At 52.3% G+C, this 24407-nt stretch carries 24 protein-coding genes and 1 tRNA gene; 16 read left to right on the top strand and 9 right to left on the bottom strand.

Annotation, left to right across the window (positions count from 1 at the left end; genetic code table 11):
• Positions 1-178: 178 nt before the first annotated feature.
• The 10 genes from gpt (at position 179) to RZ35_RS10370 (ending at position 9211) form a co-directional block, all read left to right on the top strand.
• A complete protein-coding gene (gpt, locus tag RZ35_RS10415; RefSeq protein ID WP_026739764.1) occupies positions 179-637 on the top strand; it encodes a xanthine phosphoribosyltransferase in 459 nt (152 codons plus the stop codon).
• Positions 638-775: 138 nt separating this feature from the next.
• On the top strand, positions 776-2035 hold the full coding sequence (frsA, locus tag RZ35_RS10410) for an esterase FrsA (RefSeq protein WP_036153175.1): 1260 nt from the start codon (positions 776-778) through the stop codon (positions 2033-2035).
• A 247-nt stretch (positions 2036-2282) separates the two neighbouring features.
• Positions 2283-2786: a YfiR family protein gene (locus RZ35_RS10405; protein WP_167627226.1), complete on the top strand. Its 504-nt coding sequence runs from the start codon at positions 2283-2285 to the stop codon at positions 2784-2786.
• A complete protein-coding gene (dgcN, locus tag RZ35_RS10400) occupies positions 2770-4017 on the top strand; it encodes a diguanylate cyclase DgcN (protein ID WP_455709705.1) in 1248 nt (415 codons plus the stop codon). Before RZ35_RS10405 ends, dgcN begins: the two co-directional genes overlap by 17 nt.
• An 8-nt stretch (positions 4018-4025) precedes the next feature.
• Positions 4026-4511 carry an OmpA family protein gene (locus RZ35_RS10395; RefSeq protein ID WP_036153172.1) on the top strand — a complete coding sequence of 162 codons (486 nt, stop codon included), beginning with the start codon at positions 4026-4028 and terminating at the stop codon, positions 4509-4511.
• A 125-nt stretch (positions 4512-4636) separates the two neighbouring features.
• Positions 4637-5011 (top strand): sigma factor-binding protein Crl, encoded by a 375-nt coding sequence (gene crl / locus RZ35_RS10390; RefSeq protein WP_026743239.1) that lies wholly within the window; start codon positions 4637-4639, stop codon positions 5009-5011.
• Between the two features lie 128 nt (positions 5012-5139).
• A complete protein-coding gene (gene proB, locus RZ35_RS10385) occupies positions 5140-6243 on the top strand; it encodes a glutamate 5-kinase (RefSeq protein WP_026743238.1) in 1104 nt (367 codons plus the stop codon).
• 10 nt (positions 6244-6253) lie between these two features.
• A complete protein-coding gene (gene proA / locus RZ35_RS10380) occupies positions 6254-7507 on the top strand; it encodes a glutamate-5-semialdehyde dehydrogenase (RefSeq protein ID WP_026743237.1) in 1254 nt (417 codons plus the stop codon).
• A gap of 177 nt (positions 7508-7684) precedes the next feature.
• Positions 7685-7760, top strand: a tRNA-Thr gene (locus RZ35_RS10375).
• A 455-nt stretch (positions 7761-8215) separates the two neighbouring features.
• A complete protein-coding gene (locus RZ35_RS10370; RefSeq protein ID WP_026743236.1) occupies positions 8216-9211 on the top strand; it encodes a PDDEXK family nuclease in 996 nt (331 codons plus the stop codon).
• A gap of 21 nt (positions 9212-9232) precedes the next feature.
• On the opposite strand, the gene yecR is transcribed toward RZ35_RS10370, so the two are convergent.
• Together yecR and RZ35_RS18320 are read right to left on the bottom strand one after the other, a co-directional pair.
• Positions 9233-9574 (bottom strand): YecR family lipoprotein, encoded by a 342-nt coding sequence (gene yecR / locus RZ35_RS17370; protein ID WP_071999788.1) that lies wholly within the window; start codon positions 9572-9574, stop codon positions 9233-9235.
• A 215-nt stretch (positions 9575-9789) separates the two neighbouring features.
• On the bottom strand, positions 9790-10041 hold the full coding sequence (locus RZ35_RS18320; protein ID WP_268748628.1) for a cupin domain-containing protein: 252 nt from the start codon (positions 10039-10041) through the stop codon (positions 9790-9792).
• Positions 10042-10477: 436 nt separating this feature from the next.
• Here RZ35_RS18320 and katE point away from each other — a divergent pair, with 436 nt between their 5' ends.
• The gene (katE, locus tag RZ35_RS10355) at positions 10478-12736 is read left to right on the top strand and encodes a catalase HPII (RefSeq protein ID WP_026743235.1); all 2259 of its coding nucleotides are present in this window, start codon (positions 10478-10480) and stop codon (positions 12734-12736) included.
• A 342-nt stretch (positions 12737-13078) separates the two neighbouring features.
• The gene (locus tag RZ35_RS10350; protein WP_051625552.1) at positions 13079-14026 is read left to right on the top strand and encodes an alpha/beta hydrolase; all 948 of its coding nucleotides are present in this window, start codon (positions 13079-13081) and stop codon (positions 14024-14026) included.
• A gap of 21 nt (positions 14027-14047) precedes the next feature.
• Here the strand turns inward: RZ35_RS10350 and RZ35_RS10345 are convergent, their stop codons facing one another.
• Positions 14048-14260 (bottom strand): YceK/YidQ family lipoprotein, encoded by a 213-nt coding sequence (locus RZ35_RS10345; RefSeq protein WP_036153168.1) that lies wholly within the window; start codon positions 14258-14260, stop codon positions 14048-14050.
• Positions 14261-14629: 369 nt separating this feature from the next.
• Between RZ35_RS10345 and RZ35_RS18595 the strand changes: the two genes are divergently transcribed.
• Positions 14630-14818 (top strand): YmiA family putative membrane protein, encoded by a 189-nt coding sequence (locus RZ35_RS18595; protein ID WP_081825718.1) that lies wholly within the window; start codon positions 14630-14632, stop codon positions 14816-14818.
• Between the two features lie 448 nt (positions 14819-15266).
• On the opposite strand, the gene RZ35_RS10340 is transcribed toward RZ35_RS18595, so the two are convergent.
• From RZ35_RS10340 to RZ35_RS10315, 6 genes are all read right to left on the bottom strand, one after another.
• Entirely contained in the window at positions 15267-16196 is a 930-nt protein-coding gene (locus RZ35_RS10340) for an alpha/beta hydrolase (RefSeq protein WP_026743233.1), read from the bottom strand.
• Positions 16197-16464: 268 nt separating this feature from the next.
• Complete coding sequence (locus tag RZ35_RS10335) at positions 16465-16968, bottom strand: ankyrin repeat domain-containing protein (RefSeq protein WP_235195104.1); 504 nt, start codon at positions 16966-16968, stop codon at positions 16465-16467.
• Between the two features lie 96 nt (positions 16969-17064).
• Positions 17065-18612: a catalase gene (locus RZ35_RS10330; protein WP_051625547.1), complete on the bottom strand. Its 1548-nt coding sequence runs from the start codon at positions 18610-18612 to the stop codon at positions 17065-17067.
• A gap of 405 nt (positions 18613-19017) precedes the next feature.
• On the bottom strand, positions 19018-19791 hold the full coding sequence (locus tag RZ35_RS10325) for a (S)-acetoin forming diacetyl reductase (protein ID WP_026743230.1): 774 nt from the start codon (positions 19789-19791) through the stop codon (positions 19018-19020).
• A gap of 317 nt (positions 19792-20108) precedes the next feature.
• Complete coding sequence (locus RZ35_RS10320; RefSeq protein WP_026739747.1) at positions 20109-20879, bottom strand: (S)-acetoin forming diacetyl reductase; 771 nt, start codon at positions 20877-20879, stop codon at positions 20109-20111.
• 436 nt (positions 20880-21315) lie between these two features.
• Entirely contained in the window at positions 21316-21819 is a 504-nt protein-coding gene (locus tag RZ35_RS10315) for an SRPBCC family protein (protein ID WP_394296482.1), read from the bottom strand.
• 268 nt (positions 21820-22087) lie between these two features.
• Here RZ35_RS10315 and pncC point away from each other — a divergent pair, with 268 nt between their 5' ends.
• From pncC to RZ35_RS10300, 3 genes are all read left to right on the top strand, one after another.
• Complete coding sequence (gene pncC / locus RZ35_RS10310) at positions 22088-22582, top strand: nicotinamide-nucleotide amidase (protein WP_026743228.1); 495 nt, start codon at positions 22088-22090, stop codon at positions 22580-22582.
• A gap of 105 nt (positions 22583-22687) precedes the next feature.
• Positions 22688-23764 carry a recombinase RecA gene (gene recA / locus RZ35_RS10305; protein ID WP_026743227.1) on the top strand — a complete coding sequence of 359 codons (1077 nt, stop codon included), beginning with the start codon at positions 22688-22690 and terminating at the stop codon, positions 23762-23764.
• A gap of 50 nt (positions 23765-23814) precedes the next feature.
• Positions 23815-24291, top strand: coding sequence for a regulatory protein RecX (locus RZ35_RS10300; protein ID WP_026743226.1), 477 nt, complete (start codon positions 23815-23817; stop codon positions 24289-24291).
• The last annotated feature ends 116 nt before the right edge of the window (positions 24292-24407 follow it).

The raw sequence follows: 24407 nt of genomic DNA, 5'->3' as shown, positions 1-24407 counted from the left end.
TGAGGTGGCTGGCAGCGGGCGGATTGCTAACGATGGCGGCGGGGATTTTGTCGCCACCCACAAAACTCAATCGGATAAAGGCTGGTTTTTATGAGGTTGCCTATCTATAATCTCGCGCAACCTTTTTCCCCCTCCGACTATGATAAAGCCGACTCCACCGTTGGCCGGGATATATTATATGAGTGAAAAATACGTCGTAACCTGGGATATGTTGCAGATTCATGCCCGCAAACTGGCCGAGCGTTTACTGCCGGCGGACCAATGGAAAGGCATTATCGCCGTCAGCCGCGGCGGTCTGGTTCCTGGTTCTCTGCTGGCCCGCGAACTGGGCATCCGTCATGTGGATACCGTATGCATTTCCAGCTACGACCATGACAATCAGCGTGAGCTGAAGGTGCTGAAACGTGCCGAAGGCGATGGCGAAGGCTTCATCGTGGTGGACGATTTGGTCGATACCGGCGGTACCGCCAAAGCGATTCGCGATATGTATCCGAAAGCGCACTTCATCACCATTTTTGCGAAACCCGCAGGGAAACCGTTGGTGGACGATTATCAGGTTGATATCCCGCAGGATACCTGGATTGAGCAGCCTTGGGACATGGGCGTGGTGTTCGTGCCGCCGCTGTCCGACCGCTAATCGCTCCCTGATTTGCCGTCTATCACGCCCGGTTTTGCCGGGCGTTGTCATTTCCGACTCTTTTCCCTCTCCCGTACTGCATTTCCATGTAGTGTTGAGTACACTTTAGCGAAACGCTCTCTCTGCTGCTTGACCTTTATGGAGGCTGCTGNGGTTCAGGCCAACCTGTCCGAAAAGCTGTTCAAACCGTCCTTCAAACATCCGGAAACCTCGACCCTGATCCCGCGCGCGCATCACTCCACCAGTGCGATGCACTCCGCCCTGGAAGGCAGCGACAACAGCGCCTGGTATCGGATGATCAACCGCCTGATGTGGATTTGGCGCGGCGTAGCGCCGCTGGACATCGAGGAGGTACTGTCGCGCATTGCCGCCAGTACAGCCCAGCGCAGCGACGACGCGCTGTTGGATACGGTCATCGGTTACCGCGGCGGAAACTGGATTTACGAATGGGTCGTACAGGGAATGCGCTGGCAGCAGCAGGCGACGGAAAGCGAACACGATGAAGAGAGCAAAGGGCAGTGCTGGCTGAAGGCCGCCGCGCTGTACAGCATCGCCGCCTATCCGCACCTGAAGGGCGATGAGCTTGCCGAGCAGGCGCAGACGATGGCGAATCGCGCCTATGAAGAGGCTGCCGGCCTCCTGAGCTATGAACTAAAAACGCTGTCTATTCCCATCGACGGCGGCGGAACGCTGACCGGTTTTTTGCATATGCCCTCTCAGGGCAGCGCGCCGTTCCCCACCGTACTGGTGTGCGGCAGCCTGGACCTGCTTCAAAGCGACTATTACCGCTTGTTCCATGACTATCTGGCGCCGGCGGGGATGGCGATGCTGACGATTGATATGCCATCAGTCGGTTTTTCGTCGCGCTGGAAGTTGGACCAAGACTCCAGTTTCCTGCATCAGCAGGTATTGAAAGCCTTGCCGGACGTGCCGTGGGTGGACCATACCCGAGTAGGGGCATTTGGTTTTCGCTTCGGCGCGAATATCGCCGTCCGGCTCGCGTATCTGGAATCGCCGCGTCTGAAGGGCGTTGCCTGCCTGGGGCCGGTGGTGCATTCGCTGCTGGCTGGCGCCGTGCGTCAGCAGGACGTGCCGGATATGTATATGGATATCCTCGCCAGCCGGCTCGGTATGCCGTCTTCCACCTACGCCGCATTGAAGGCTGAGATGGGGCGTTATTCTCTAAAAACGCAGGGACTGTTGGGTCGACGTTGCCCAACGCCGATGCTCTCCGCTTACTGGAAGGACGACGTACTTAGCCCGAAAGAGGAATCCGAACTGATCGTCAACTCATCGCTCCAGGGCAAGCTACTGGAGGTCAAAGCTTCACCGGTCTATGAAAGTTTCCATCTCTGTTTACAGCAAATCAGCCATTGGTTAGGGCGTCAGCTTCAGTAGCGATGTCTTTATCTGCCGCATGATCGTCCCCTTTATCGTCCCATTACCTTGAATGGGATGGTGATAACGTATTCATTAGCTATGCTATTTGAAAAACAAAATAGCTTCGAAGGTAAGCCGCCGCGCGTATGGCTTCGCAGCGCGCGCAAAAAACATTCCTTCCTAATTGGATGATAAGCAGCTGGATAACGTTATTATGGAGAGAAGGTGGATCTTACTTGTTCTGATATTTTCGATGTTACCCCTTATGTTGTTAGCCAGGGCCGATGCGTCCAATCTTAAAACAGAGATGAATCAGGTTTCGGCTGCCGACCTACGCCGTACCGTATCCGGTATCGTCAGCTACACTCGATGGCCATCCGCCCAAATGGTTCCCACGCTTTGCGTATTCTCTTCAGCGCATTTCGCTGCCGTGCTCACCGATATGCGTAATGAACAAGATACCCCTTTATTCAATGCAATCTTGGTAGAAGATGTCGATGATTTTTCGTCCTCGCACTGCGATGCGGTATACTTCGGCAGGGAATCCATTCAAGAGCAGGTCGGAATTTCAAGCCTGGACCCGGCGCATCCACTCCTGACTATTTCGGAGCAAAACCCCGAATGTGTTGATGGCAGCGCGTTTTGTCTTATCTTCGCGGATAAAAAGGTCAGTTTCTCTGTCAATTTGGACTCGTTGTTTCGTACCGGGGTGAAAGTTAGTCCCGAAGTCTTAATGCTTGGTCGTCCGCGGAATGCTAAACATGGATAAGCCAGCCTCTACGTCCAGTACAGTCACCGGCAGAATCACTTTCAGGAATGCCCTGGCGCGTATCAGTACCTTGAGTATCGTCATCACCATGACGGTGTCATGGATGTTGATCACCACGGCGTCGCTGATTTCATTCAAACAGTATTCTGAGAAGAATCTGCAACTGCTCACCAGTACCCTGAGCCAAAGCATCGAGGCCGCTGTCGTGTTCCGCGACGGCGTGGCGGCCCGTGAAACGCTGAGCACTCTCGGCCAGCAAGGTCAGTTCAGTCAGGCTATAGTCACTGATGCGAACGGACGTAAAATCACATTCTGGCAAGCCGCGGGCAGCGAGCACGCCGACCCGATGAGCCGTATGATCGCCAAATGGCTTTTTCCCAGTTCGGTACTGCAGCCCATCTATCACCGTGGCAATCTCGTGGGCCATATCGAGATTTCGGGCAGCGACGCCCCGGTTAAAAGCTTTGTTTACTTTTCCCTGCTGGTGCTCACGCTTTGCCTGGTCTTCGCCTCGATATTGTCCGTCATCATCACCCGTCATCTGCACCACGGCTTAATTATGGCGCTGCAGAATATTGCCGAGGTGGTGCACGATATTCGTGAAAATCGTAATTTCGCCCGGCGTGTACCGTCGGCAAAGATTGTTGAACTGGATGTCTTTAGCCAGGATTTCAACAGCCTGCTCGAAGAGATCGAAAGCTGGCAGGAGCAGATTCTGAAAGAGAATGATTCCTTGCTGAAACGTTCTCTGCACGATGCATTAACGGGCCTGGCCAACCGCACGGCATTCTGCAGCGCGCTCGAAAACGTGCTGGAAGATGAAGACAGCCACAGCCATACGGCCGTGNTGTTTATGGATGGCAACCAGTTTAAATACATCAATGATACCTATGGCCATGCTGCTGGCGACAAGGTGTTGATAACCATCGCTAAACGATTGAAATACTGCGCAGGAAAAAAAGACCTTCCGGCGCGATTGGGCGGCGATGAGTTCGCTTTAATCCTGTCTGACGTCCAGGATATGGATGACGTTATNCCCATCGTGAACAAGATCCGCCGTCGCGTGAGTCAGCCGATCGAACTTCAAAATGGCGCGGAAGTTGTGATGTCGCTAAGCATTGGCGTAGCGATTGCCGATCAGTACTCCACTATAGAGGACCTCCTGGAGCAGGCTGACAAAAACATGTACCTGGAAAAGCAAAAATACCGGCGACATGCGTTAACGAGGTAAGTGGTTGTATGAAGTTCACTCTGCAGTTCGTGTTGATTGCCGCGCTGGCTCTAGGGCTGACGGCCTGCCAGTCGCACAAAGATCCGTTTACTCCTGAGCAGGTTGCCGCATTGCAATCGACTGGATTCAAGCCGAGCGAAGAGGGGTGGACTCTGGGGCTGACGGAAAAGGTGTTGTTCGGTGTCGATCAATCCACGCTGACCCCCCAAAGCCGGGCGGCGATAAAAAGAGTTGCCAATACGTTGTCCGCCGTAGGACTGAGCCATGCACGCATGGATGGTCATTCGGATAATACGGGTGAAGATCGCTATAACAAGGCGCTTTCCTTACGCCGTGCGGAAGTCGTCGCGGATGTTTATGCCGTCAGCGCCAACATTCCGCGTAGCCATATCCAGACGCGTGGCTTAGGTAAGGATTATCCCATTGCGAGCAATGCGACGGCGCAGGGTAGAGCGCAAAATCGCCGTGTCGCGATCGTGATCACCGCCCCGTAAATTCTCCCCGCTGGCGTCAGGCCTCGATAAGCACGCCTGTCGTCAAGCCTTATTTATCCCGCAATTTGGTTGAAAAATGCGGCATCTCTGCTAATAACTTAAGGGTAAAACTTGGAGAATGCCGAATGACATTATCGTGTGGACATACGCGACACCGTTTGATTAAAAACTTTACCTCTTTGGGACCCTATTTGCGGGAAGGCCAGTGCCATGATTTCTACTTCTTCTTTGACTGCCTGGCGATGTGCGTCGATGTCAAAGCGGATCCGGAAAAACGCGAGTTTTGGGGCTGGTGGTTAGATTTGGAAGCGCAGGGACAAAGTATGACTTACTCGTATCGTTATGGCCTGTTCGATGAAGCTGGCAACTGGTCTGAAATTAAGTTCAAAGACAAAGCCATCACCGAAAAAGTGCACACTACGCGTCAAAGTTTCCACAAGCGACTGGAAGTCCTGGTACAGCAGCTAGCCCCCCCCTATTCCTTAACGGAAAGACCCTAACGCCTCTTCAGGTCACGCGCCGGTGCCGGTTTTTTTTCGCGTTGTGCCTGTTGGCATAACGCGTCTCTCCTGTTACAACGTTTTCTTCATCATCCTCTTTTTTTATACAAAGCAATGGCAGAAAAATTATGAATGGCAGCCAAACAGTGGTTGTAAAGCTGGGCACCAGCGTGCTGACAGGCGGGTCTTCTCGCCTCAACCGGGCCCATATCGTAGAACTTGTACGTCAGTGCGCGCAGCTGCATGCCGCAGGGCATCGCATCGTGATTGTAACTTCAGGCGCTATCGCCGCAGGCCGTGAGCATCTCGGCTATCCCGACCTCCCCGCAAATGTCGCCACCAAGCAGCTTTTAGCCGCTGTCGGACAGAGTCGACTCATCCAACTATGGGAACAGCTGTTTTCGATTTACGGCATCCACATCGGTCAGATGTTACTGACCCGTGCGGATATGGAAGATCGAGAACGGTTTCTCAATGCGCGCGACACCATGCGCGCACTGCTGGATAATCGCGTCGTCCCGGTGATCAATGAGAACGACGCGGTCGCGACGTTGGAAATCAAGGNGGGCGACAACGACAACCTGTCGGCGCTGGTCGCCATTATGGCGGACGCCGANAAGCTGCTTCTTCTCACCGATCAGAAGGGCCTTTTCACCGCCGATCCGCGCGATAATCCCGAGGCGAAGCTGATTAGCGACGTGTCGACCATCACCGATGAGCTGCGTCACATCGCCGGCGGCAGCGTATCAGGCCTGGGCACCGGCGGTATGTCGACCAAAATCCAGGCGGCCGAAGTGGCCTGCCGCGCCGGTATCGACGTGATCATTGCCGAAGGATGCCGACTCGGCGTCATCGGCGATGTGATGAATAATGTGTCGGTCGGGACTCACTTTCATGCCGTCGACGAGCCGCTCGAAAAACGCAAACGTTGGATTTTCGGCGCGCCTCCGGCTGGTGAGATCATTGTCGATGACGGCGCTCTGTCCGCCATCCAGGAGCGCGGCAGTTCTCTCCTGCCAAAAGGCATTCGGGAGGTGACGGGGATTTTCTCGCGTGGCGAAGTCATCTGCGTACGCAGCCTTTCCGGTCGTGATTTGGCACATGCGGTCACTCGCTACAACAGTGATGCATTGCGCATGATTGCGGGTCACCACTCCCAGGAGATTGAAGATATTCTTGGATACGAATACGGTCCGGTGGCGGTTCATCGGGACGACATGATTATTAATTAAGGAGTACGCGGTGCTTGAACAAATGGGCAAAGCGGCAAAACAGGCCTCTTATCAACTAGCGGCCTTGAGCACCAGTCAGAAAAATCAGGCCCTTCTCGCGATAGCCGATCTGCTGGAAGCGGAGAGCGCCTCTATTCTGTCCGCCAACGAACAGGACGTTGCCGCCGCTCGTGAAGAAGGACTGAGCGAAGCGATGCTGGACCGTCTGCAACTGACCCCAGCGCGTTTGTCGGCGATCGCCAGCGACGTGCGTCAGGTCTGCCGCCTCAACGATCCGGTCGGCGAAGTCATCGATGGACGGATCCTGGACAACGGTCTCAAGCTGGAACGTCGACGCGTACCACTGGGCGTGGTCGGGGTTATCTACGAAGCGCGTCCCAATGTGACGGTCGACGTAGCGAGTCTGTGCCTGAAAACCGGCAATGCGGCCATTCTGCGCGGCGGGAAAGAGACTTATCGCACCAACGTGGCCACGGTCAGCGTGATCCAACGGGCGTTGACGCAGTGCGGCTTGCCGGCGGCGGCGATCCAGGCGATTGAAAAGCCGGACCGCGAACTTGTTAACCAATTGCTGAAGCTCGACCGCTACGNGGATATGCTGATCCCGCGCGGCGGCGCGGGTCTCCACAAGCTGTGCCGAGAACAGTCCACGATCCCGGTTATCACCGGCGGCATTGGCGTCTGCCATATTTACGTTGATGAGTCGATGGAGTTCGATCCCGCGTTGCGCATCATCGTGAACGCGAAAACTCAGCGTCCCAGCACGTGCAACACGCTGGAAACGCTGCTGGTGCATCAGCGTATCGCTCAGGATTTCCTGCCGCAGCTGAGCGCCGCGATGCATAAAAGCGGCGTCACGCTCCACGCCTGCCCGCGTTCTCTGCCGCTGCTAAGCGGGGGACCGGCGCAAGTCACGGCCGTTGAAGCCGCCGACTTTGACGATGAGTGGCTGTCTCTGGACCTGAATGTCGCGCTGGTGGACGATCTTGACGATGCCGTCTCCCACATCCGTGAGCACGGTACGCAGCACTCAGATTCGATTCTGACCCGTTCGCTGAGCCGTGCGGAACAGTTTATCCGTGAAGTCGACTCCTCCGCTGTCTACGTGAATGCCAGCACCCGTTTCACCGACGGCGGACAATTCGGACTGGGCGCCGAAGTCGCCGTCAGCACGCAGAAACTGCACGCCCGCGGCCCGATGGGACTGGAAGCGCTCACCACCTACAAGTGGATTGGCTACGGCGACGATCTCGTCCGCGCTTAATCGCCCGTGTTATAGCGATTTAGTTCGTTATAACAGGCTGCTATAACAGGAAAAAAGCGCTCGTTGGCCCGATTATAAAATCGGCAGACGAGCGCCAGATGCTTGACTTGCTGGCATGATTTCACTAGTTTGTCACCCCGTAACACAACGTCAGGCATTCGCCGGGCGACCTAAAAAGCCGATATAGCTCAGTTGGTAGAGCAGCGCATTCGTAATGCGAAGGTCGTAGGTTCGACTCCTATTATCGGCACCATTTCAACATCCTCAAACGACCGTTTTTAACTCCCAACAACTTTCGTATTGTGACGTGAAATAACTGTTTCACTGAGTTTACCGTTTTTTTGTTCGTCTTGATTTATGAGCGTGCTGCGTAATCTGTGAAGGGATGAGTGTAAAACGACAGCGCCCCTGATAAAGGGGAGAATGAGTTCGCGGCAGAGACTCCGGACTTTCGAAACAATGTAGCGCGACCGACAATTACGTCCTCTAGATTGACATTAATCTCCATGTTGAATTATTACTCGGAGGGTGAATATCTCTATTTCGATGACGATATTTCTGACCTATTCATGGTCTATTGCATTTCCACTTCTCATGGTGAGGAAATGTTCACGCATGTCGTACTCGTTCACTTTAAACGGCAAAAGTGAACAACAAAACTCTTGCAATGGGTATGATAAATAAAAAACAGCCATGGATAATTTAATTATGTCGCTTTTCCATATTGAAAATAAATCACTGAGCGCAGTGAACAAAACCAACTTTCAATCCGCCGGTATTACTGAACGGTATGATTTACAGCAGGCGCTAAAAAGCAACATTGCCTCTATTGCACCGGATTGCCTGATTATTTCTGAGGAGTTCTCCGATTGGGAGGATAGCCGACGCCGAATTGATTTGCTGGCGATAGATAAGAACGCAAACCTTGTCGTCATTGAGCTGAAACGGGATGAGACCGGCTCGCATATGGAACTTCAGGCCCTCCGTTATGCCGGGATGGTGTCGACCATGACGTTTGAGAAAGCATGCGGATATTACGAGTGCTATCTCCAGAAGCAAGGCACCGAGCGCAACGCGAAAACTGAGATTTTAAATTTCACCGGTTTAGATGAGTCGAATATCGATGAATTTGGTAATGATGTAAGAATAATCCTTGCCTCTGGAGATTTTAATAAAGAGATTACTTCTTCCATTCTTTGGCTAATCAGCAAAGGGATTGATATAACCTGTGTGAGAATGACATGTTATTCTTTTAATGAGAATATCTTTATCGATATAGATCAGATAATCCCTGTCCCTGAAGTGGCTGATTACCAGGTCAAGTTTCGTGAAAAGCAAATTGAACAAAAAATTATCAAATCAAAATCCAGAGACTATTCGATGTATAGTTATAATGGAGAAATCTTTAATAAAAGGAATTTAGCTTTGAAGATGATGTCTGACTGGATAGCGAATAATGATTTAAAAGATATTGATTCCGTTCGTTGCGCGCTGGATAGTCGGTTGAATAATAAAATAATTGAGTTGGTGTCGGAAATCCCTGACAATAAGATTAATCGTTATCATATGAATGACGAGGATCTCATTGAGCTTCCTTCCAGAGAAGTGGTCACAATTTCGAATCAATGGGGGGTAGGTAACATTAATATTCTTATCGAATTTTTAAGTCGATATAATCAAGTCGTTGAGAAAGTCAGTGGCTGATCGCAGNATGGTTTTAGTTGACTAATATTTTAAAAAGGGGCGAGCTGCCCCTGTGTTCATTTTTTTTATTTCGCCAGTACATTGATACTCAACTGTGACGGTTGTCTGCATGCAGCCTGAATATGACGGTTTCGTACATTGAGACGTGAATCCTCCGAATGGTTCGGCTCCTGAATAGCCCCAAGCAGCACAACGAGCCTTAGCTGCTACCATGCCCTGTTTTGGATCTATTACCGGACTTTCAAACAACCCAAAAGAATATCCCATGCGAACTGTGCCATCGGATTTACTACCACCTGTCGGAATAAGCTCTTTCTTTATTGAACATCCGGAAATAAGTAGCGTGAAGCATAATGCCATCATTAACTACGTTTTCATTTTACCTTTATTTGTTATTAGTGGTGGGGGGGTAACTCTTTATTTTATATTTCAATGTGAGTAACATAGTGATTTTTATGTGAATAGAAAATTCATTAAAATTAAACTAAGCAAGGGGAATGTATTCGATAAAAAGCAGCAATCAACAAAAGTGGAGCGAATGCACTCCCTGTTGTCGTTATTTTTTGTGAATATTAAATTCAAATATCATATTTGGCCGTTCTCTTTCCCCTTTCATATCCGGTATTCAATACGCCGCGGAGTTCGATCAGTAGAGGTGTCACTTCTTTTTCCGCGCAGGGTTTATGTTCAAGTCCGTGTTTAACCGCAAACATTTCTCCGGCGTTGAGGGGCACTGCGCCATCGTGAAAATCGATCAGCAATGTGCCTTCCGGCACGTTGAATGTCTCGTCGGTTTCTTTGTGAGTGTGCCTGACAAACTTGCCTTCGATTTTGACGACTTGAAATTAATAGCCATACATTTCAGCGATGACTGTCGAGGGCAATGGCATTGTGGATCCCGCGGATTAAGGTATAGAAGTATTAAAAATCTAATGAGTGACTCGTAATAAGCTTCAGATCGTCAGGCGGCTTTGAGCGACCAAGACGAGGGGATTCACCGGCGACTCAAATCGTCTGACTTTCGGGCGCCAGTTGACCCGCGATGGATCACTAACCCGGAGCCAATCCCAATCCCCCCAGATGACCACTGCGTTGCTGAGCGATTCCTGCTATTCAGCGTGGCGTCTCTTTCCCATGTCTCCGCTTTAATCCCCGCTTTTATGCCGCCGCATCGCCCCGTATCACAATCCATTAACTATATTTAAAGTGTGGTTATTTTTATGCCTTTCTTATGTATTTGTTTTCTAACAATTAACAGGAGGAAACATGAAAGATGAAAAGGATCGAAAGCCGACGAAGAGGGTAAAACTGGATGCATCTCAGTCGGTCAAGCCTCATCTGGCGGATACCGCACCCGACGATGCCGCGCTAAAACCGGCAAGCAGTCCGACTCCGCCAGGCGCGGAACCGATGTTTCCCGGCAGTGCTAAAACGCCTAAAAACACTAACGCTAAGTTGAAACAGCTGGACAAATACCGTACCGATCCTGAGCACGAAGCCCTGCGTACGGATCAGGGCGTTAAAATTGCAGATAACCAAAACTCACTTAAGGCAGGCGCGCGTGGTTCTACGCTGCTGGAAGATTTTATCCTCCGTGAGAAAATCATGCATTTCGACCATGAGCGTATTCCTGAACGCGTGGTCCATGCACGTGGGGCGGCCGCGCACGGCTATTTCCAGGTTTACGCGCCGCTCTCCCGCTACACCAAAGCGGAGTTTTTGCAGGACCCGAAAGTAAAAACGCCAGTGTTCGTACGTTTCTCCACCGTGCAAGGATCGCGAGGGTCAGCCGATACGGTGAGAGACATCCGCGGATGGGCCACCAAGTTTTACACGCAGGAGGGCAACTTCGATCTGGTCGGGAACAATACGCCGATCTTCTTTATTCAGGATGCGATCAAGTTCCCTGACTTCGTGCATGCGGTGAAGCCGGAGCCTCACAATGAGATTCCTCAGGGGCAGAGCGCGCACGACACCTTCTGGGATTACGTCTCCCTGCAACCGGAAACGTTGCACAATGTGACCTGGGCGATGTCGGATCGCGGTATTCCGCGCAGTTATCGCATGATGGAAGGTTTTGGGATCCACACCTTCAAGCTCATCAACGCCGAAGGAAAGTGTCACTTCGTGCGCTTCCACTGGAAGCCGGTTTACGGCGCGGCGTCGTTGATTTGGGATGAAGCTCAGTTACTGACGGGGAGAGACCCCGATTTCCATCGTAAGGAGTTGTGGGAGGNAATCGAAGCCGGCGATTATCCCGAATACGAGCTGGGACTGCAAATTATCCCCGAGGAGGATGAGCACAAGTTCGATTTCGATATCCTCGACCCGACGAAGCTGATCCCGGAATCTCTCGTGCCGGTGCAACTGGTCGGTAAGATGACGCTTAATCGCAATCCGGACAACTACTTCAGCGAAACAGAACAGGTGGCGTTCTGTCCGGGCAATATCGTCCCAGGGATCGACTTTTCCGACGATCCGCTGCTTCAAGGGCGGTTGTTCTCATATCTGGATACGCAGATTAGTCGACTGGGCGGACCGAATTTCCACGAGCTGCCCATCAACAAACCGGTTTGCCCGTTCCATAATCATCAGCGAGATGGTATGCACCGGATGGAAATCAGCGGAGCGGCGAATTACGAACCCAATTCCATCAATAATAACTGGCCTCGGGAGACCGCCCCTGCACAGGCTAACGGTGGATTTTCGNCCTATCCACAGGCGCCGGACGGTGAAAAAATTCGTCAACGCAGCGAGTCTTTTGCTGACTACTATTCTCAGCCTCGCTTGTTCTGGCTAAGTCAGACCGACGCGGAAAAAAAACATATCGTAGGTGCCTATAGCTTTGAGTTAGGGAAGGTGGCGCGTCCGTGGATCCGTGAGCGCGTCGTCGATCAGTTAACATATATCGATCACGATTTGGCAGAGAAAGTGGCGGAGAATCTGGGGATGAAACTCACCGCTGAACAGCGCCAACATCCTTTGCCTGGCGCTATCAACGGTATCACGACGGATGCAACGCTCAGCCTGTATGCGGCGGATAAAAAGCAGACGTTGAAATCCCGACAGGTCGCGATCCTGGCCGCGGACGGCGTATGCGGCGCATCAGTCGAGAAAATCGAAAAAGCGCTGCATAAACTGGGGATTCATACCAAAATCTTTGCCCCCCACCTTGGCAAGATCAAAACGCTGCAAGGGCAGGAGCTGGAGGTGTCGGGCACGATTGAGGGTAACCCTTCCGTTCTGGTCGATGCGGTGATTGTACCGACTGGTAAGCAGAGCATTGAGACGCTGAAATCCGATGGCAACGCCAAGTACTATCTGCTGCAAGCGTTTAAGCATCTTAAAGCGATAGGGCTGCAAGGGGATGCGCTGAGCCTGTATCAGGCGCTGCCGCTGCCTGAACCGGATGAAGGCGTGCTGATAGACGAAGAGGCCAAAAAGGTCACGGAGAAATTTATTCACGCTATGCGGGAACACCGCGTATGGTCTCGTGAGCCTGTCGCGCAAACCATTCCAAGCTGATGTGGCGTAACTGATTAGTCTGCTGTTGCTTTCCTAAATCACGGCTGTGCCTGTCTCAACCACGAGAGAGGGCAGCCGTTCCTGTATTGACGATTCTCCAGCAGCCATAAGTTATTGATGATCGCCTTCAGCGTTAGCTCAAGCTGAAAGCTGTGAGTGAGCCGTGATATTTCGCCGAAAAAGATCGGAGTCGGCGCTGCCGAGGGTTTTAAAACATGGCGTAACACTATCCGCAGGCGTTACAGAGACCCCGTTGGGGGAACTGCCGAAGCTGCCCTATGCTGTGTATTGAGGCTCCGTGGATGAGGGCGCCGACTTTCTGGGAGAAATGCTGGTATGAAGATAAATCGTCGACATTTTCTGGCCGGTTCGGCAGCGGCGCTGCTGACAACGCCTATCCGTGGCAGTTGGGCGACCAACGAACCGCTGAGGAGTCATCTTCCGCTGTGGCGTGACATTCCGCCGGGCGGCGGTGGGCCGTCAGGGGACGAAGTGCTTTCCCCAGGCGGTGCGCTGAAAAATATCTCCCATCCCGCTCTGGAGGTGTTTACGCCAACGAATCCGAATGGCTGGGGTATTTTGGTCGCTGGCGGCGGGGGCTATAAACATATCGAAATGGGCGATGAGGCGTGGCCTGCCGCGCAGTGGTTGGCGGCGCTCGGGTACTCGGCCTATGTTCTCAGCTACCGCTTGCCGGGGGAAGGCTGGGGCGCGGGCAGTCTGGTCGCATTACAAGATGCGCAGAGGGCGCTGCGGATGATACGCCATCGTCAGCAACACGTCGGCGTTTTGGGATTTTCCGCAGGAGGGCATCTGCTGGGAATGGCGATAACACGCACCGATTTTAAATCTTATCCGGCAGTGGACAGTCTTGATGACGTTCCCGCCTATGCTGAACATGCCGCGCTCATCTATCCAGTCATCACTCTGGAAAAGCCCTATACGCACACCTCGACCCATAAAATTCTGGTGGGGCCTCACGCTGATCCTACGGCAGAGGCCGCGTGGTCGGTACAACATTTCGTGACTTCGGCCACGCCGCCGGTGTTTATGGCGCAGGCGAAAGATGACACCATTTCCGATCCACATAACACGTTGATCATGGCGGCAGCCTGTCAGCGACACCATGTTCCGGTCGAAATGCATCGTTATAGTCATGGCGGACATGCTTTCGGTATGGGGAAGGCGGGAACGCCGACGGTGAAATGGCCCGCCAGCTATCGGGAGTGGTTGGCGACAGTTCAGGAGCGCGCCACCAGCAGAAACTCTGTAAAAACGAAGGAAGCGTGAAGCGCTTAAAACGTGGCGCCGCTACTCGTAGGGACCATGTCGCATATCGACGGGCAGCAAGATAGTGTCGACGATGATAGAGAAGGGNAAATCGATAAACGTGATGTATTTCAGCCAGGTATCACGCACGTCCCACTGCACGCCGGGATAGTATTGATGACCGTGTCCCTGTCCCTTGATGTTGCGACTGATGATGCTGCCGCAGCCGGACAGAAGGCTGCTGATGATGAGCATGGCGATAACTCTTTTCACTATATCCTCGGTTTAAGCGTCGATGGGGTGCCGTATGCGGTAACGAATGTACGTCAAAAAGGGGCAATCTGGCGATCTGAATCGGATAATCTTACTGTCATCTTATACATAAATGTTCTCTGAACGTCAGTCTTTCCGTCAAAGTGGCATAACATGGCGTTTTTCTTACCGTCGACTCTGCCGACACAGGCAATTCCTTCCCGATGGACTATGATTAACATTCCTTGAATATCAATTAAATAACGCTAAGTAGCGTTTTTTAGTACCCCGGTTTACCTTCCGTTTGGCTGGTACATGATTATTTAAAGCGCGATATAAGGGTGGAATTGAATATTAAAGTACCGATTACGGATGCCGATATTCATGTATCATGACCCACCCGAATCATATCAACATAAAGTAAGCAATAGGATGATTGAGATAATTACTATGGGCGACAACCAAGACTCCGATTTGAAGCGTAAAGCCTGGACTGCTTCATTTTTTGGCTGCCTGCTGTTTTGGATTGCTGTAGGTGCCTTAGCTTATTTCTGTTTCTGAGTGGCTCATGCCGATCCATCGGCTGATGAATGCCCCATTCTGGATAGTTGTCTTGCTAGTATCACCTCAATAACTCCCTCGGAGTCGCATTAGCAGGGTTGGCGTTATGCTGATGATGCCAACAAATGACGAATCGACGAGAGACGCTACTGCTACGAGCGGCCGGGCCGGGCGTCTTTACCCTCTTAAAATCTGAACTGTCCTTTCTGTCATTTCAATAAGTAGATATCGCATAGGCCGTGTGGCCGAGTACAGCGATCTTTTCTTTTACCCCCTATCGTGCCAGACCCCAGACCCCGGTTGAAGCATCCGCGTGGCTACTTAGCTTTAATATTCAGCCCTGGCTCACATTCAATGTGCCTGCGATGACACGTGTTGAGACACTTTCCCGGCATAAAATCGCTGACCAGCCGACAACGAGGTTTCTCACGTGCGGTTCGTTGCCTCGCTAGTCTTCTTCTGTATTCACCATCCGCCCGACGTTGGAAGCGATATCCTGCATGACGTCTCGTGCCGCCTGGCTAATTCCCCCGAGTTGGAAAAATCCATGAATGACGCCCAGATAGCGTTTGCATCGTACGCTCACGCCCGTCTCCACCAGCGTGCGATACAGCTGTTCTCCCTCATCACGCAGGGGGTCATACTCCGCTGTGATAATCAGCGTTTGGGGAAGATCGTTCAGGTCGTGCCGCCACAAGGGGCTGGCTTCAGGATGATGGTACTCAGACGAAGCGAAGTAAGCTTCATAGCCGGTGAGCAGCGTATCGCGAGTGATAATGAAGTCGTCGCCATGGGTGTGGTACGTGTCACAGCGAGCGGTGGCATCCAACATGGGGTAAATCAGCACCTGCCCGCGAGGCTGCTGGCCCCCGCGATCTCGTAACCGCAATGCCGTGATGAAAGCCAAATGGCCGCCAGCGCTGTCTCCCATCAAAACCAGATTGGCGGCATCGATTTGTAACGTCGTCGCCTGCTCCTGAATAGCACAGAATGTTTGAAAAGCGTCGTCGTGGGCGGNAGGATAACGATGCTCCGGCGCAAGCCGATACTGGACGGCAATGATGCGACATCGGCTGTGATACGCCAGCTGGCGCANTGTGTTGTCGTGAGTGGCAAAGCCGCCGCTGACGAAACAGCCGCCATGATAATAGACGATGGCGGGGGCATTGGACGGTGCCTGGAGCGGCGAGTAGATCCGCAGAGACACCCCCTGCAATGCCCGCGCCTCCACACTAACGCGTGTTTCACTATCGCCGGACAGGCTGGCCGCGGCGATGTATCCCGCCCGGCGTCCATCAATAGATTGGTGTCTTGCTGATGGGCGGCCTGCGTTGATGAAGTCCTGAACGAGTGCGGCTATGCCGGGCTCAAGCGTCATGGCGATAGCTCCATAATGCGTATTCATGGATAGGCGCAATCGGAGAGGTTGACGTCATCCTGTCAATACCTGGGTGGAAAGCATTGACGGTAGCGCACTCGCTTTGACGACGTCAAAGCCTCTGAGACGAAAGTCGCTAGCCTGTTTGCAGAAGGTGATGAAACTGGTTTCGTCATGAAGAGGAAGGGGTTAACGCGATGATGCGACAGCTGTTATGACTTTGATGGGAAGCAGCGGCCGATAGTCAGGCCGCCGGGAAGAGGAAAGTTTACTGCCCTTTCACGTCGCCGCGTTCGAGCGTGGTAACGCTGTTGCCCATGGCATCTTTTGTACTCATATCTGCCCCTTTTCGCTGCAAATCGTGGAGAAGCTCGGTACGTTTGAACAATGCGGCATACATTGCCGCCGTCTGTCCGGCGTTGTTACGTTCGTCCGGGTTGCATTCAGCAGCGAGTAGCCGTTTGGCGATGCGCAGTTCTCCTTTGAATACGGCGCCCATCAGCGCGGTATTACCTCGTTTGTCCTTCAAACAAGGATCGGCCCCGTGTTTTAGCATGAGTGCGACGGCATCATCGTGGCCGNGATAGGCCGCAAGAATCACGGGGGTATACCCTTTTTCATCCTGCACGTTCAGATTGTAACCCGAGCGGATGAACTCGGTGATGACAGGCAACTCGCCATTTCGGGCGGCATCCCACAGATAATGATTTAACTGCGATGGTACGTTCCCGGCATCTTCCGGCGGTTGAGCTTGCGCAAGACCGATTAGCATCAGCAGGCCCGTAACGAGCGATAATAGACGTTTCATGATGGTATTCCCTGAAATGAGTGGCCGCCCGCAGAGATCCCGACGGGCGGCCGGGCATCATTAGTCGCTCAGTTTAGCGGCCAGACTCTTCACCTTCGCCAAATCGCCTTTGGCGATCGTCGTCAGTCGTGAGCCATATTCCTGATCGGCTTTATAGAAGTAGGACAGCATGATGTTTCTGCTTTCAACGTCTGCCGTTCCCAAGGCTGAACCCAGGCTGTTAACCAGATCGGTGCGATCCTTTTCGCTATAAGAGCGGTACAGCTCGCCCGTTTGCTTAAAGTTCTGCTCCTTCTGGATCTTGCTTTGCTGTGTTGTCCCAGTCAGCGTAGTTTGGCTATAACGGGCGGAAACCAGCTCTTCACGCGGATGTAGTCGGCTGGGCTGATAGTTCACCCCCTCATCCTGGGTGTGCCCGTGGTTCAACGTACCATCCTGATTGCCGTTATTGACGGCTTTAAGCGGCGCATTGATCGGCAGGCTCAGCCCCGTCGTGCCTACCCGGTACAACTGGGTATCGGCATACGCGAACAGTCGGCCTTGCAGCAGTTTGTCTTCAGACGCTTCGATACCGGGAACCAGATTCGCAGGCGCCATCGCGACCTGCTCGGTTTCCTGGAAGAAGTTATCCGGGTTTTTGTTCAGAACCATCTGTCCGATTTTGCGTTCAGGGACGTCAGGCCAGATTTTGGTGGCATCCAACGGATTGAAGTCGAACTTCTGCAAATCTTCCGGCTTCAGCACCTGAACATAAAGATCCCACTTCGGATAGTCGCCGCGCTGGATCGCGGTGACCAAATCATTGGTCATGTGGCTGTAATCTTTGCCCTGTACTTCTTCAACCTGTTTGGGGTCCAGATTCTTCACGCCCTGCAACGTTTTCCAGTGGAACTTCACGTAGTGAACTTCACCTTTCGCGTTAATCAGTTTGTAGGCGTGAACGCCGTTACCATCCATATTCCGGTAAGTCGCCGGCGTNCCTTCGTTGGAGTAGAGCAACGTCAGCGTACGGGTGGATTCCGGCAGGTGGGAGAAGAAGTCGAAGCGACGTGCATCGTTATCCTGGTTGGTGCGCGGGTCCGGCTTGAACGCATGCACCATATCGGGAAACTTGATGGCGTCTCGAATGAAGAAGGTGGGGAAGTTGTTGCCGACTAAATCCCAGTTACCCTGTGTGGTATAGAATTTGGTGGCGAAACCGCGCGGATCACGCAACGTTTCCGGGGAGTGGTTGCCATGCACGACGCTGGAAAAACGAACGAAGACGGGGGTGTGCGTTCCTTTTTTGAATACCTCCGCGACCGTGAGATTGGAGATGTCGTCCGTGGCGGTAAACTGACCATGCGCGCCGGTTCCCCGAGCGTGAACCACACGTTCCGGAATGCGTTCGCGGTCAAAACGCTGCAGCTTCTGTAGCAGTTGGACGTCCTGAAGAAGAACCGGGCCATTGGGACCGGCGGTTTGCGAGTTCTGGTTATCGCCCACCGGGGCGCCATTGTCGCGGGTCAAGGTATCGGCGAATGCCGACTGAAACACGATAAGTGAAGATACGGCGACCAGCGTTCTTTTCCAGCCGGCGCCACGATGCGTTGCGGGTATATTGCTCATAATTTGCCTCTTCTTCCTTGCGATGTTCAACAATAAGGAGTGTATTGCCGTCGAGTCCGTTGTGCTGATTTCCGGCAAACCGCGGTCTATAGCCGCCTGATGCTCTGTCTTTCCTTGGGCGTGTCGTTGTTTCCCTCTGTTCAGGCCTGACCGGGTTGCCACCTATAGGTCGATCATCTCGGTAAGCACCAAATAGTTACTTGCCGTGACCGAATTACTTTACCTGTTTTAACCTTATGCTTGAGGCTGTTATTTCTATTGAATTGATAGGTGGGNTATAGCGGCAGAATCGTTTTGCGAAATCGGAAAAAAAGAGGGGGAAAGAGGGCGTCGGCGGAGAGGTTTCCCGCCACAGACAATGTCATCCTGGCGGGAAATACACGACGTTATGGCTAAGATGATGGCTTATTTAAATACCATACCACCGTCGATCAGCAATGACTGACCCGTCATGTAGTCAGAGTCCGGCCCACAAAGGTAGGACACGCATGCCGCGACGTCTTCCGGCGTGGAAGGACGACCCAGTGCTATCTGCTTGGTGAACTGCTCCGTACCATAACCTTCCGGTTGACCTGCCGCGGCAGAGAACTTGCGGTCGAATTCTTGCCAGAGCGGAGTAACGACGATGCCAGGGCAAAAGGCGTTTACATTAATGCCCAGCGGCGCAAGGTCGCGAGCGGTTGTTTGCGTCAGTCCGCGAACGGCAAACTTACTGGCGCTGTAGATGGACATATCGGGGTTGCCGACCTGGCCTGCTTGTGAACAGGCGTTGACGATTTTGCCGCCGTGCCCCAGTTTTTTAAACGCTTCTACCGCGGCCTGAGTTCCCCAGATGACGCCTTTGATGTTGATATCCACAACGCGGTCGATGATCTCGGTCGTCATGTCTTCAATCGGGCCACGCGGCGCAATACCGGCGTTATTCACGATCACGTCGAAACCGCCCAGCTGCTGTTCGGTCGTTTTGACTGCGGCGAAGATTTGATCGCGGTCGGAGACATCCGCCGTGATCGCGATGGCTTTACCGCCGGCGGCGGTGATTTTCTCAGCGACCTGCTTGGCGCTTTCACCGTTATAATCAACGATAGCGACCGCGAATCCATCTTTGACAAGGCGAAGCGCGATGGCTTCACCAATTCCCTGACCCGCTCCTGTAACCAGCGCGACTTTATTTGTCATCTGTTATCCCTTCAATAAATGTTATTAATCAATTGGGAACAGGGTAGCGTCTGGCGTATTAAATAAAAACTCATAATAAATTCAGTGACTTTTACCCGGCATGCAATAACCAATAGCGCTTATCAACCCCAATAATTGTTCTCTGGCTAACCATTTTGGGCTTGGTCCGGGGAAGTTCCTGCGAGGGAATATCGAAAATGAGTGGGGTGGGAGGAGCCGAAGAGTAGCGTTCTCTCGTCTAACTTAATTGTAGGACGGGAGAACGCTGGGGGGCTGGCAGCGCCGTTGAGGCTGCCATCACGGGTTAACGCGTCGAATTAACTAAATACCATACCGCCGTCGATGAGCAGCGACTGACCGGTCATATAGTTGGAATCAGGGCTGGCCAGGTAAGAGACGCAGGCGGCCACGTCTTCCGGTTCGGACAGACGGCCCAGCGTAATGCGTTTGGCGAATTGTTCGGTGCCATAGCCTTTGGGTTTGCCCGCGGCTTCGGAGATTTGGCGGTCGATTTCATCCCACATCGGCGTTTTCACGATACCGGGGCAGAAACCGTTAACGGTAATACCCAGCGGAGCCAGGTCGCGTGCTGCGGTTTGCGTCAAACCACGAACGGCAAATTTGCTGGAGCTGTAGACAGCCAGTTCCGGGTTGCCAATATGACCCGCTTGGGAACAGGCGTTGATGATTTTACCGCCGTGTCCCAGTTCTTTGAACGCTTTGACGGCGGCTTGAATACCCCAAATCACCCCTTTCAGGTTGATGTTGTAAACCTTATCGACGATTTCCGGCGTGATTTCTTCAATCGGCGTGCTCGGCGCGATACCTGCGTTGTTGACGATCACATCAAAGCCGCCCAGCTGTTGCTTGGCTGTTTCAACGGCGGCAAAGACCTGGTCCCGGTTGGAGACGTCGGCTGTGACCGCAATCGCTTTACCACCCGCTTCATTAATACGCTGCGCTACCGCTTTAGCGCTGTCACCGTTGTAATCCACAATAGCTACGGCAAATCCGTCTTTAACCAAGCGAAGGGCGATAGATTCCCCGATGCCTTGACCCGCACCGGTTACCAATGCAACTTTCGTCATGTTCTATTCCTTAGTATGTAATAGTTAAACCGTTCTAATGAGGATAGCTGTAGACCTAAAGAATAAAAACTTATAGTGAGAATGATTATTGTTAGTTGGCTTTAAATAACTTATCGATATTAATGCGCGCATCGTTATTCGCCACTCGCTATTCACCAGTTGTTATTCACCACATAGTGCATGGCGATTGATGAGGGGCAGTTTGAAGATCATCCCCTGTAAAACCGGGTCATCATGAGTAAAGGAAGGGTGAAATCAGAAAGTTTGTAACATGCCAAATTCACCTTACATCCTCGCCATCAACCTTACCGACCTATGACAGTTCTATACATTCAGGTTGATAGATTAGAGCCATCCCTTGTTGATGTTGTGTTATTCATCCCTGTCTGAGAGTAGTTATTTACCCGCTTCCGAGCGGGTTTTTTTTGTCTGTTGATTATGATGAGGCTGCTGACGGCGCTGGTTTCTGCTCTGCCAGTTTTTTGAAGCGTTGAAGGGTATTGTTCAGCATTTCTTTAGAAAGCAACGCGAACATCTGGCCGATTTGTCGCCCCAGAAATCCGCCGGGCGCATCGAAATAGATCGTCAGCGTGACTTCGGTGCCTTTTCCCTGAGGGGCTGGCTGAAAGACCAATTTGCCCTCATTGGGAACACGGGCGCCTGCGAGGGAACACCAGTGGATGAAACTGCCAGGCTGTTCCTCAACGATACGAGCTGTCCATTCGATGCTTGGACCGAGCGGCGCTTTGACCCGCCAGAGAGAATCCGTGGCGTTGAGAATGTCTATTCGAGCAAAGTGATTCATCAGAACCGGCAGCGTCTCTGGCTTACGCCACAAGTCGAATAACATGTCAGCAGGTCGGTCTATGACGATCGATTTGCCAAAACGGGTGGCGTTAGGACCTTTCACGCCCATATTGTTCAAGAACGTTGATGACACGTTCGTCCCTCCTTTATTTGGCGCCATAGGTCGCTATCGAGAATGGTATTCCCAAGTGTATCGCAGAATGTGCGTTCGCAGGATCGTTCTATCGGCGTGCCTCATCGCGTTGATGAAAAGGAGACGACGATCTGAATGTTATTGCTGGTCTTTATGCGTTTCTCATCCTTGCTGCTTATCGGTTTGCACTTCGGGACTTGCCACGTTTTTTGAGGCGAGAAATGCTACCCTGAGGGGTAACAGCTTCATTACTATAGTGAGTCGATAGATGACAGAACATGCTATTTTTCAGTTGAGTGAGCAGGTTGGCGAACGATTGAAATCCCGCGGCGCGCACGTGACCTGCGCAGAGTCCTGCACAGGGGGCGGGCTGGCGAAGGTGATTACTGATGTCTCGGGCAGTTCCGCGTGGTTTGACTACGGTTTTGTGACCTACAGCAATCGGGCCAAAGAGGTACTGGTCGGCGTCAAGTCGGAAACACTGGCGGAGTATGGAGCGGTCAGCGGCGAAGTGGTTGAAGAAATGGCCTCAGGCGCACTGGATAAAGCCGATGCGGATTATGCCATTTCTATCAGCGGTGTCGCCGGACCGGATGGCGGTACCCCCGAAAAACCGGTCGGCACCGTATGGTTTGGCTTCGCCGCAAGACAAGACAAGGGGTTCGTCCGCAGAATGCAGTTCGACGGCGATCGTAACAGTGTCCGCCAACAAGCGGTCCAGTTTGCGTTGGAAACGCTGCTGAATACTTTTCTGCAAAATTAACCTTGATGCTGTATGAGTGTACAGTATAATGTCCGTCACCCGTTCGGTGAATCATGAACAAGCAACAGCGCAGATGCAGCCTCGTGCTGCGAGACAGGAGTAGAAATGGCTATTGATGAGAACAAACAAAAGGCACTAGCAGCAGCACTGGGTCAAATCGAAAAGCAATTCGGTAAAGGTTCTATCATGCGTTTGGGCGAAGATCGCTCAATGGATGTTGAAACTATCTCTACAGGTTCCCTGTCCCTGGATATCGCGCTGGGCGTCGGCGGTTTGCCTATGGGCCGTATCGTTGAAATCTACGGGCCGGAATCCTCAGGTAAAACCACGCTAACGCTGCAGGTGATTGCCGCCGCTCAGCGTAAAGGCAAAACCTGTGCCTTCATTGATGCGGAACATGCGCTGGACCCTATCTACGCGAAGAAACTGGGCGTTGATATCGACAATCTGCTGTGTTCCCAGCCGGATACGGGCGAGCAGGCGCTGGAAATCTGTGACGCGCTGGCGCGCTCCGGCGCGGTCGATGTCATTATCGTTGACTCCGTAGCGGCATTAACGCCGAAAGCGGAAATCGAAGGTGAAATCGGCGACTCTCACATGGGGCTTGCCGCGCGAATGATGAGCCAGGCGATGCGTAAGCTGGCAGGCAACCTGAAACAGTCCAGTACGCTGCTGATTTTCATCAACCAGATCCGTATGAAGATTGGTGTGATGTTTGGTAACCCAGAAACGACGACTGGCGGTAACGCGCTGAAATTTTACGCTTCAGTACGATTGGATATCCGCCGTATTGGCGCTATTAAAGATGGCGACGAAGTTGTGGGTAGTGAAACCCGTGTGAAAGTGGTGAAAAACAAAGTTGCCGCGCCGTTCAAACAGGCAGAATTCCAGATTATGTACGGTGAAGGTATCAACACCTTTGGCGAACTGGTCGACCTTGGCGTTAAGCACAAGCTGATTGAAAAGGCGGGTGCCTGGTACAGCTACAACGGTGAGAAGATTGGTCAAGGTAAGGCCAATGCATGTAACTTCATCCGTGAAAACACTGCGATCGCGAACGAGCTGGATAAAAAGCTACGTGACATGTTGCTCAATAAAGGCAATGAGTCGGCCGTAGCGGCTGCCAGCAGCGAAGCGGGTCTTGATGAAGAAACAGCAGGTGAGTCCAAAGAAGATTTTTAATCAGTTCATTATGTTAGCTAGCAGCAGCCATACAACTATCAAGGTCACGCATGTCTAAAATATTGCGTTATGCCATGAATGTGTTGGCGGTCCGCGACCACAGTGAAACCGAGTTACGCCGCAAAATTGCGGCGTTCTTGTATTCCCCGTCAGAAGAAAATGGCGATGATTCCATTGCCGTTACTCAGGAAATTGAACAGGCCGTTGCCTATTGCGCCGAGTATGGTTGGCTCGACGACCAACGATTCGCTCAACGTTACATTTCTAGCCGGAGCAGGAAGGGGTATGGCGCTCAGAGAATTCGCAGCGAGTTGAGTCAAAAAGGCGTGGACAAATCCACGCAAATCCAGGCATTACGTCGCAGTGACGTCGACTGGTATCAATTGGCTCAGCAGGTTGCTGAGCGTAAGTTTGGTCATCCTCTCCCCTTAGAATGGAAAGAAAAAGCGAAAGTTCAGCGTTACCTCTTGTATCGCGGTTTTTCGCATGATGAAATCCAATCTCTATATACGAATTTTTCAGATTGAATGCATGCGGGATTTTACTTCCCTCCTGAGAAAATTTATCTTATTCCCACTTTTTAGTTCGTGATGGGTTCGATCATGTCGGTATGTTGCACGGATCGAACCCGCGACCATTCTTT

Origin of the sequence: Lonsdalea quercina subsp. quercina, from assembly GCF_000688655.1 — a bacterium.
In the GTDB taxonomy this organism is placed as follows: Bacteria; Pseudomonadota; Gammaproteobacteria; order Enterobacterales; family Enterobacteriaceae; genus Lonsdalea; species Lonsdalea quercina.
The sequence above is the reverse complement of the archived record's forward strand: the minus strand, read 5'-3'. Positions and strand labels throughout refer to the sequence as shown.

Excerpts from the sequence above, each read along its gene's own strand:
- gpt (WP_026739764.1), top strand. The coding sequence starts at position 179 with ATGAGTGAAAAATACGTCGTAACCTGGGATATGTTGCAGATTCATGCC.
- RZ35_RS10405 (WP_167627226.1), top strand. The coding sequence starts at position 2,283 with ATGTTGTTAGCCAGGGCCGATGCGTCCAATCTTAAAACAGAGATGAAT.
- RZ35_RS10395 (WP_036153172.1), top strand. The coding sequence starts at position 4,026 with ATGAAGTTCACTCTGCAGTTCGTGTTGATTGCCGCGCTGGCTCTAGGG.
- crl (WP_026743239.1), top strand. The coding sequence starts at position 4,637 with ATGACATTATCGTGTGGACATACGCGACACCGTTTGATTAAAAACTTT.
- RZ35_RS10370 (WP_026743236.1), top strand. The coding sequence starts at position 8,216 with ATGTCGCTTTTCCATATTGAAAATAAATCACTGAGCGCAGTGAACAAA.
- yecR (WP_071999788.1), bottom strand. The coding sequence starts at position 9,574 with ATGATGGCATTATGCTTCACGCTACTTATTTCCGGATGTTCAATAAAG.
- RZ35_RS18595 (WP_081825718.1), top strand. The coding sequence starts at position 14,630 with ATGCCGATATTCATGTATCATGACCCACCCGAATCATATCAACATAAA.
- RZ35_RS10325 (WP_026743230.1), bottom strand. The coding sequence starts at position 19,791 with ATGACAAATAAAGTCGCGCTGGTTACAGGAGCGGGTCAGGGAATTGGT.
- RZ35_RS10320 (WP_026739747.1), bottom strand. The coding sequence starts at position 20,879 with ATGACGAAAGTTGCATTGGTAACCGGTGCGGGTCAAGGCATCGGGGAA.
- pncC (WP_026743228.1), top strand. The coding sequence starts at position 22,088 with ATGACAGAACATGCTATTTTTCAGTTGAGTGAGCAGGTTGGCGAACGA.
- recA (WP_026743227.1), top strand. The coding sequence starts at position 22,688 with ATGGCTATTGATGAGAACAAACAAAAGGCACTAGCAGCAGCACTGGGT.
- RZ35_RS10300 (WP_026743226.1), top strand. The coding sequence starts at position 23,815 with ATGTCTAAAATATTGCGTTATGCCATGAATGTGTTGGCGGTCCGCGAC.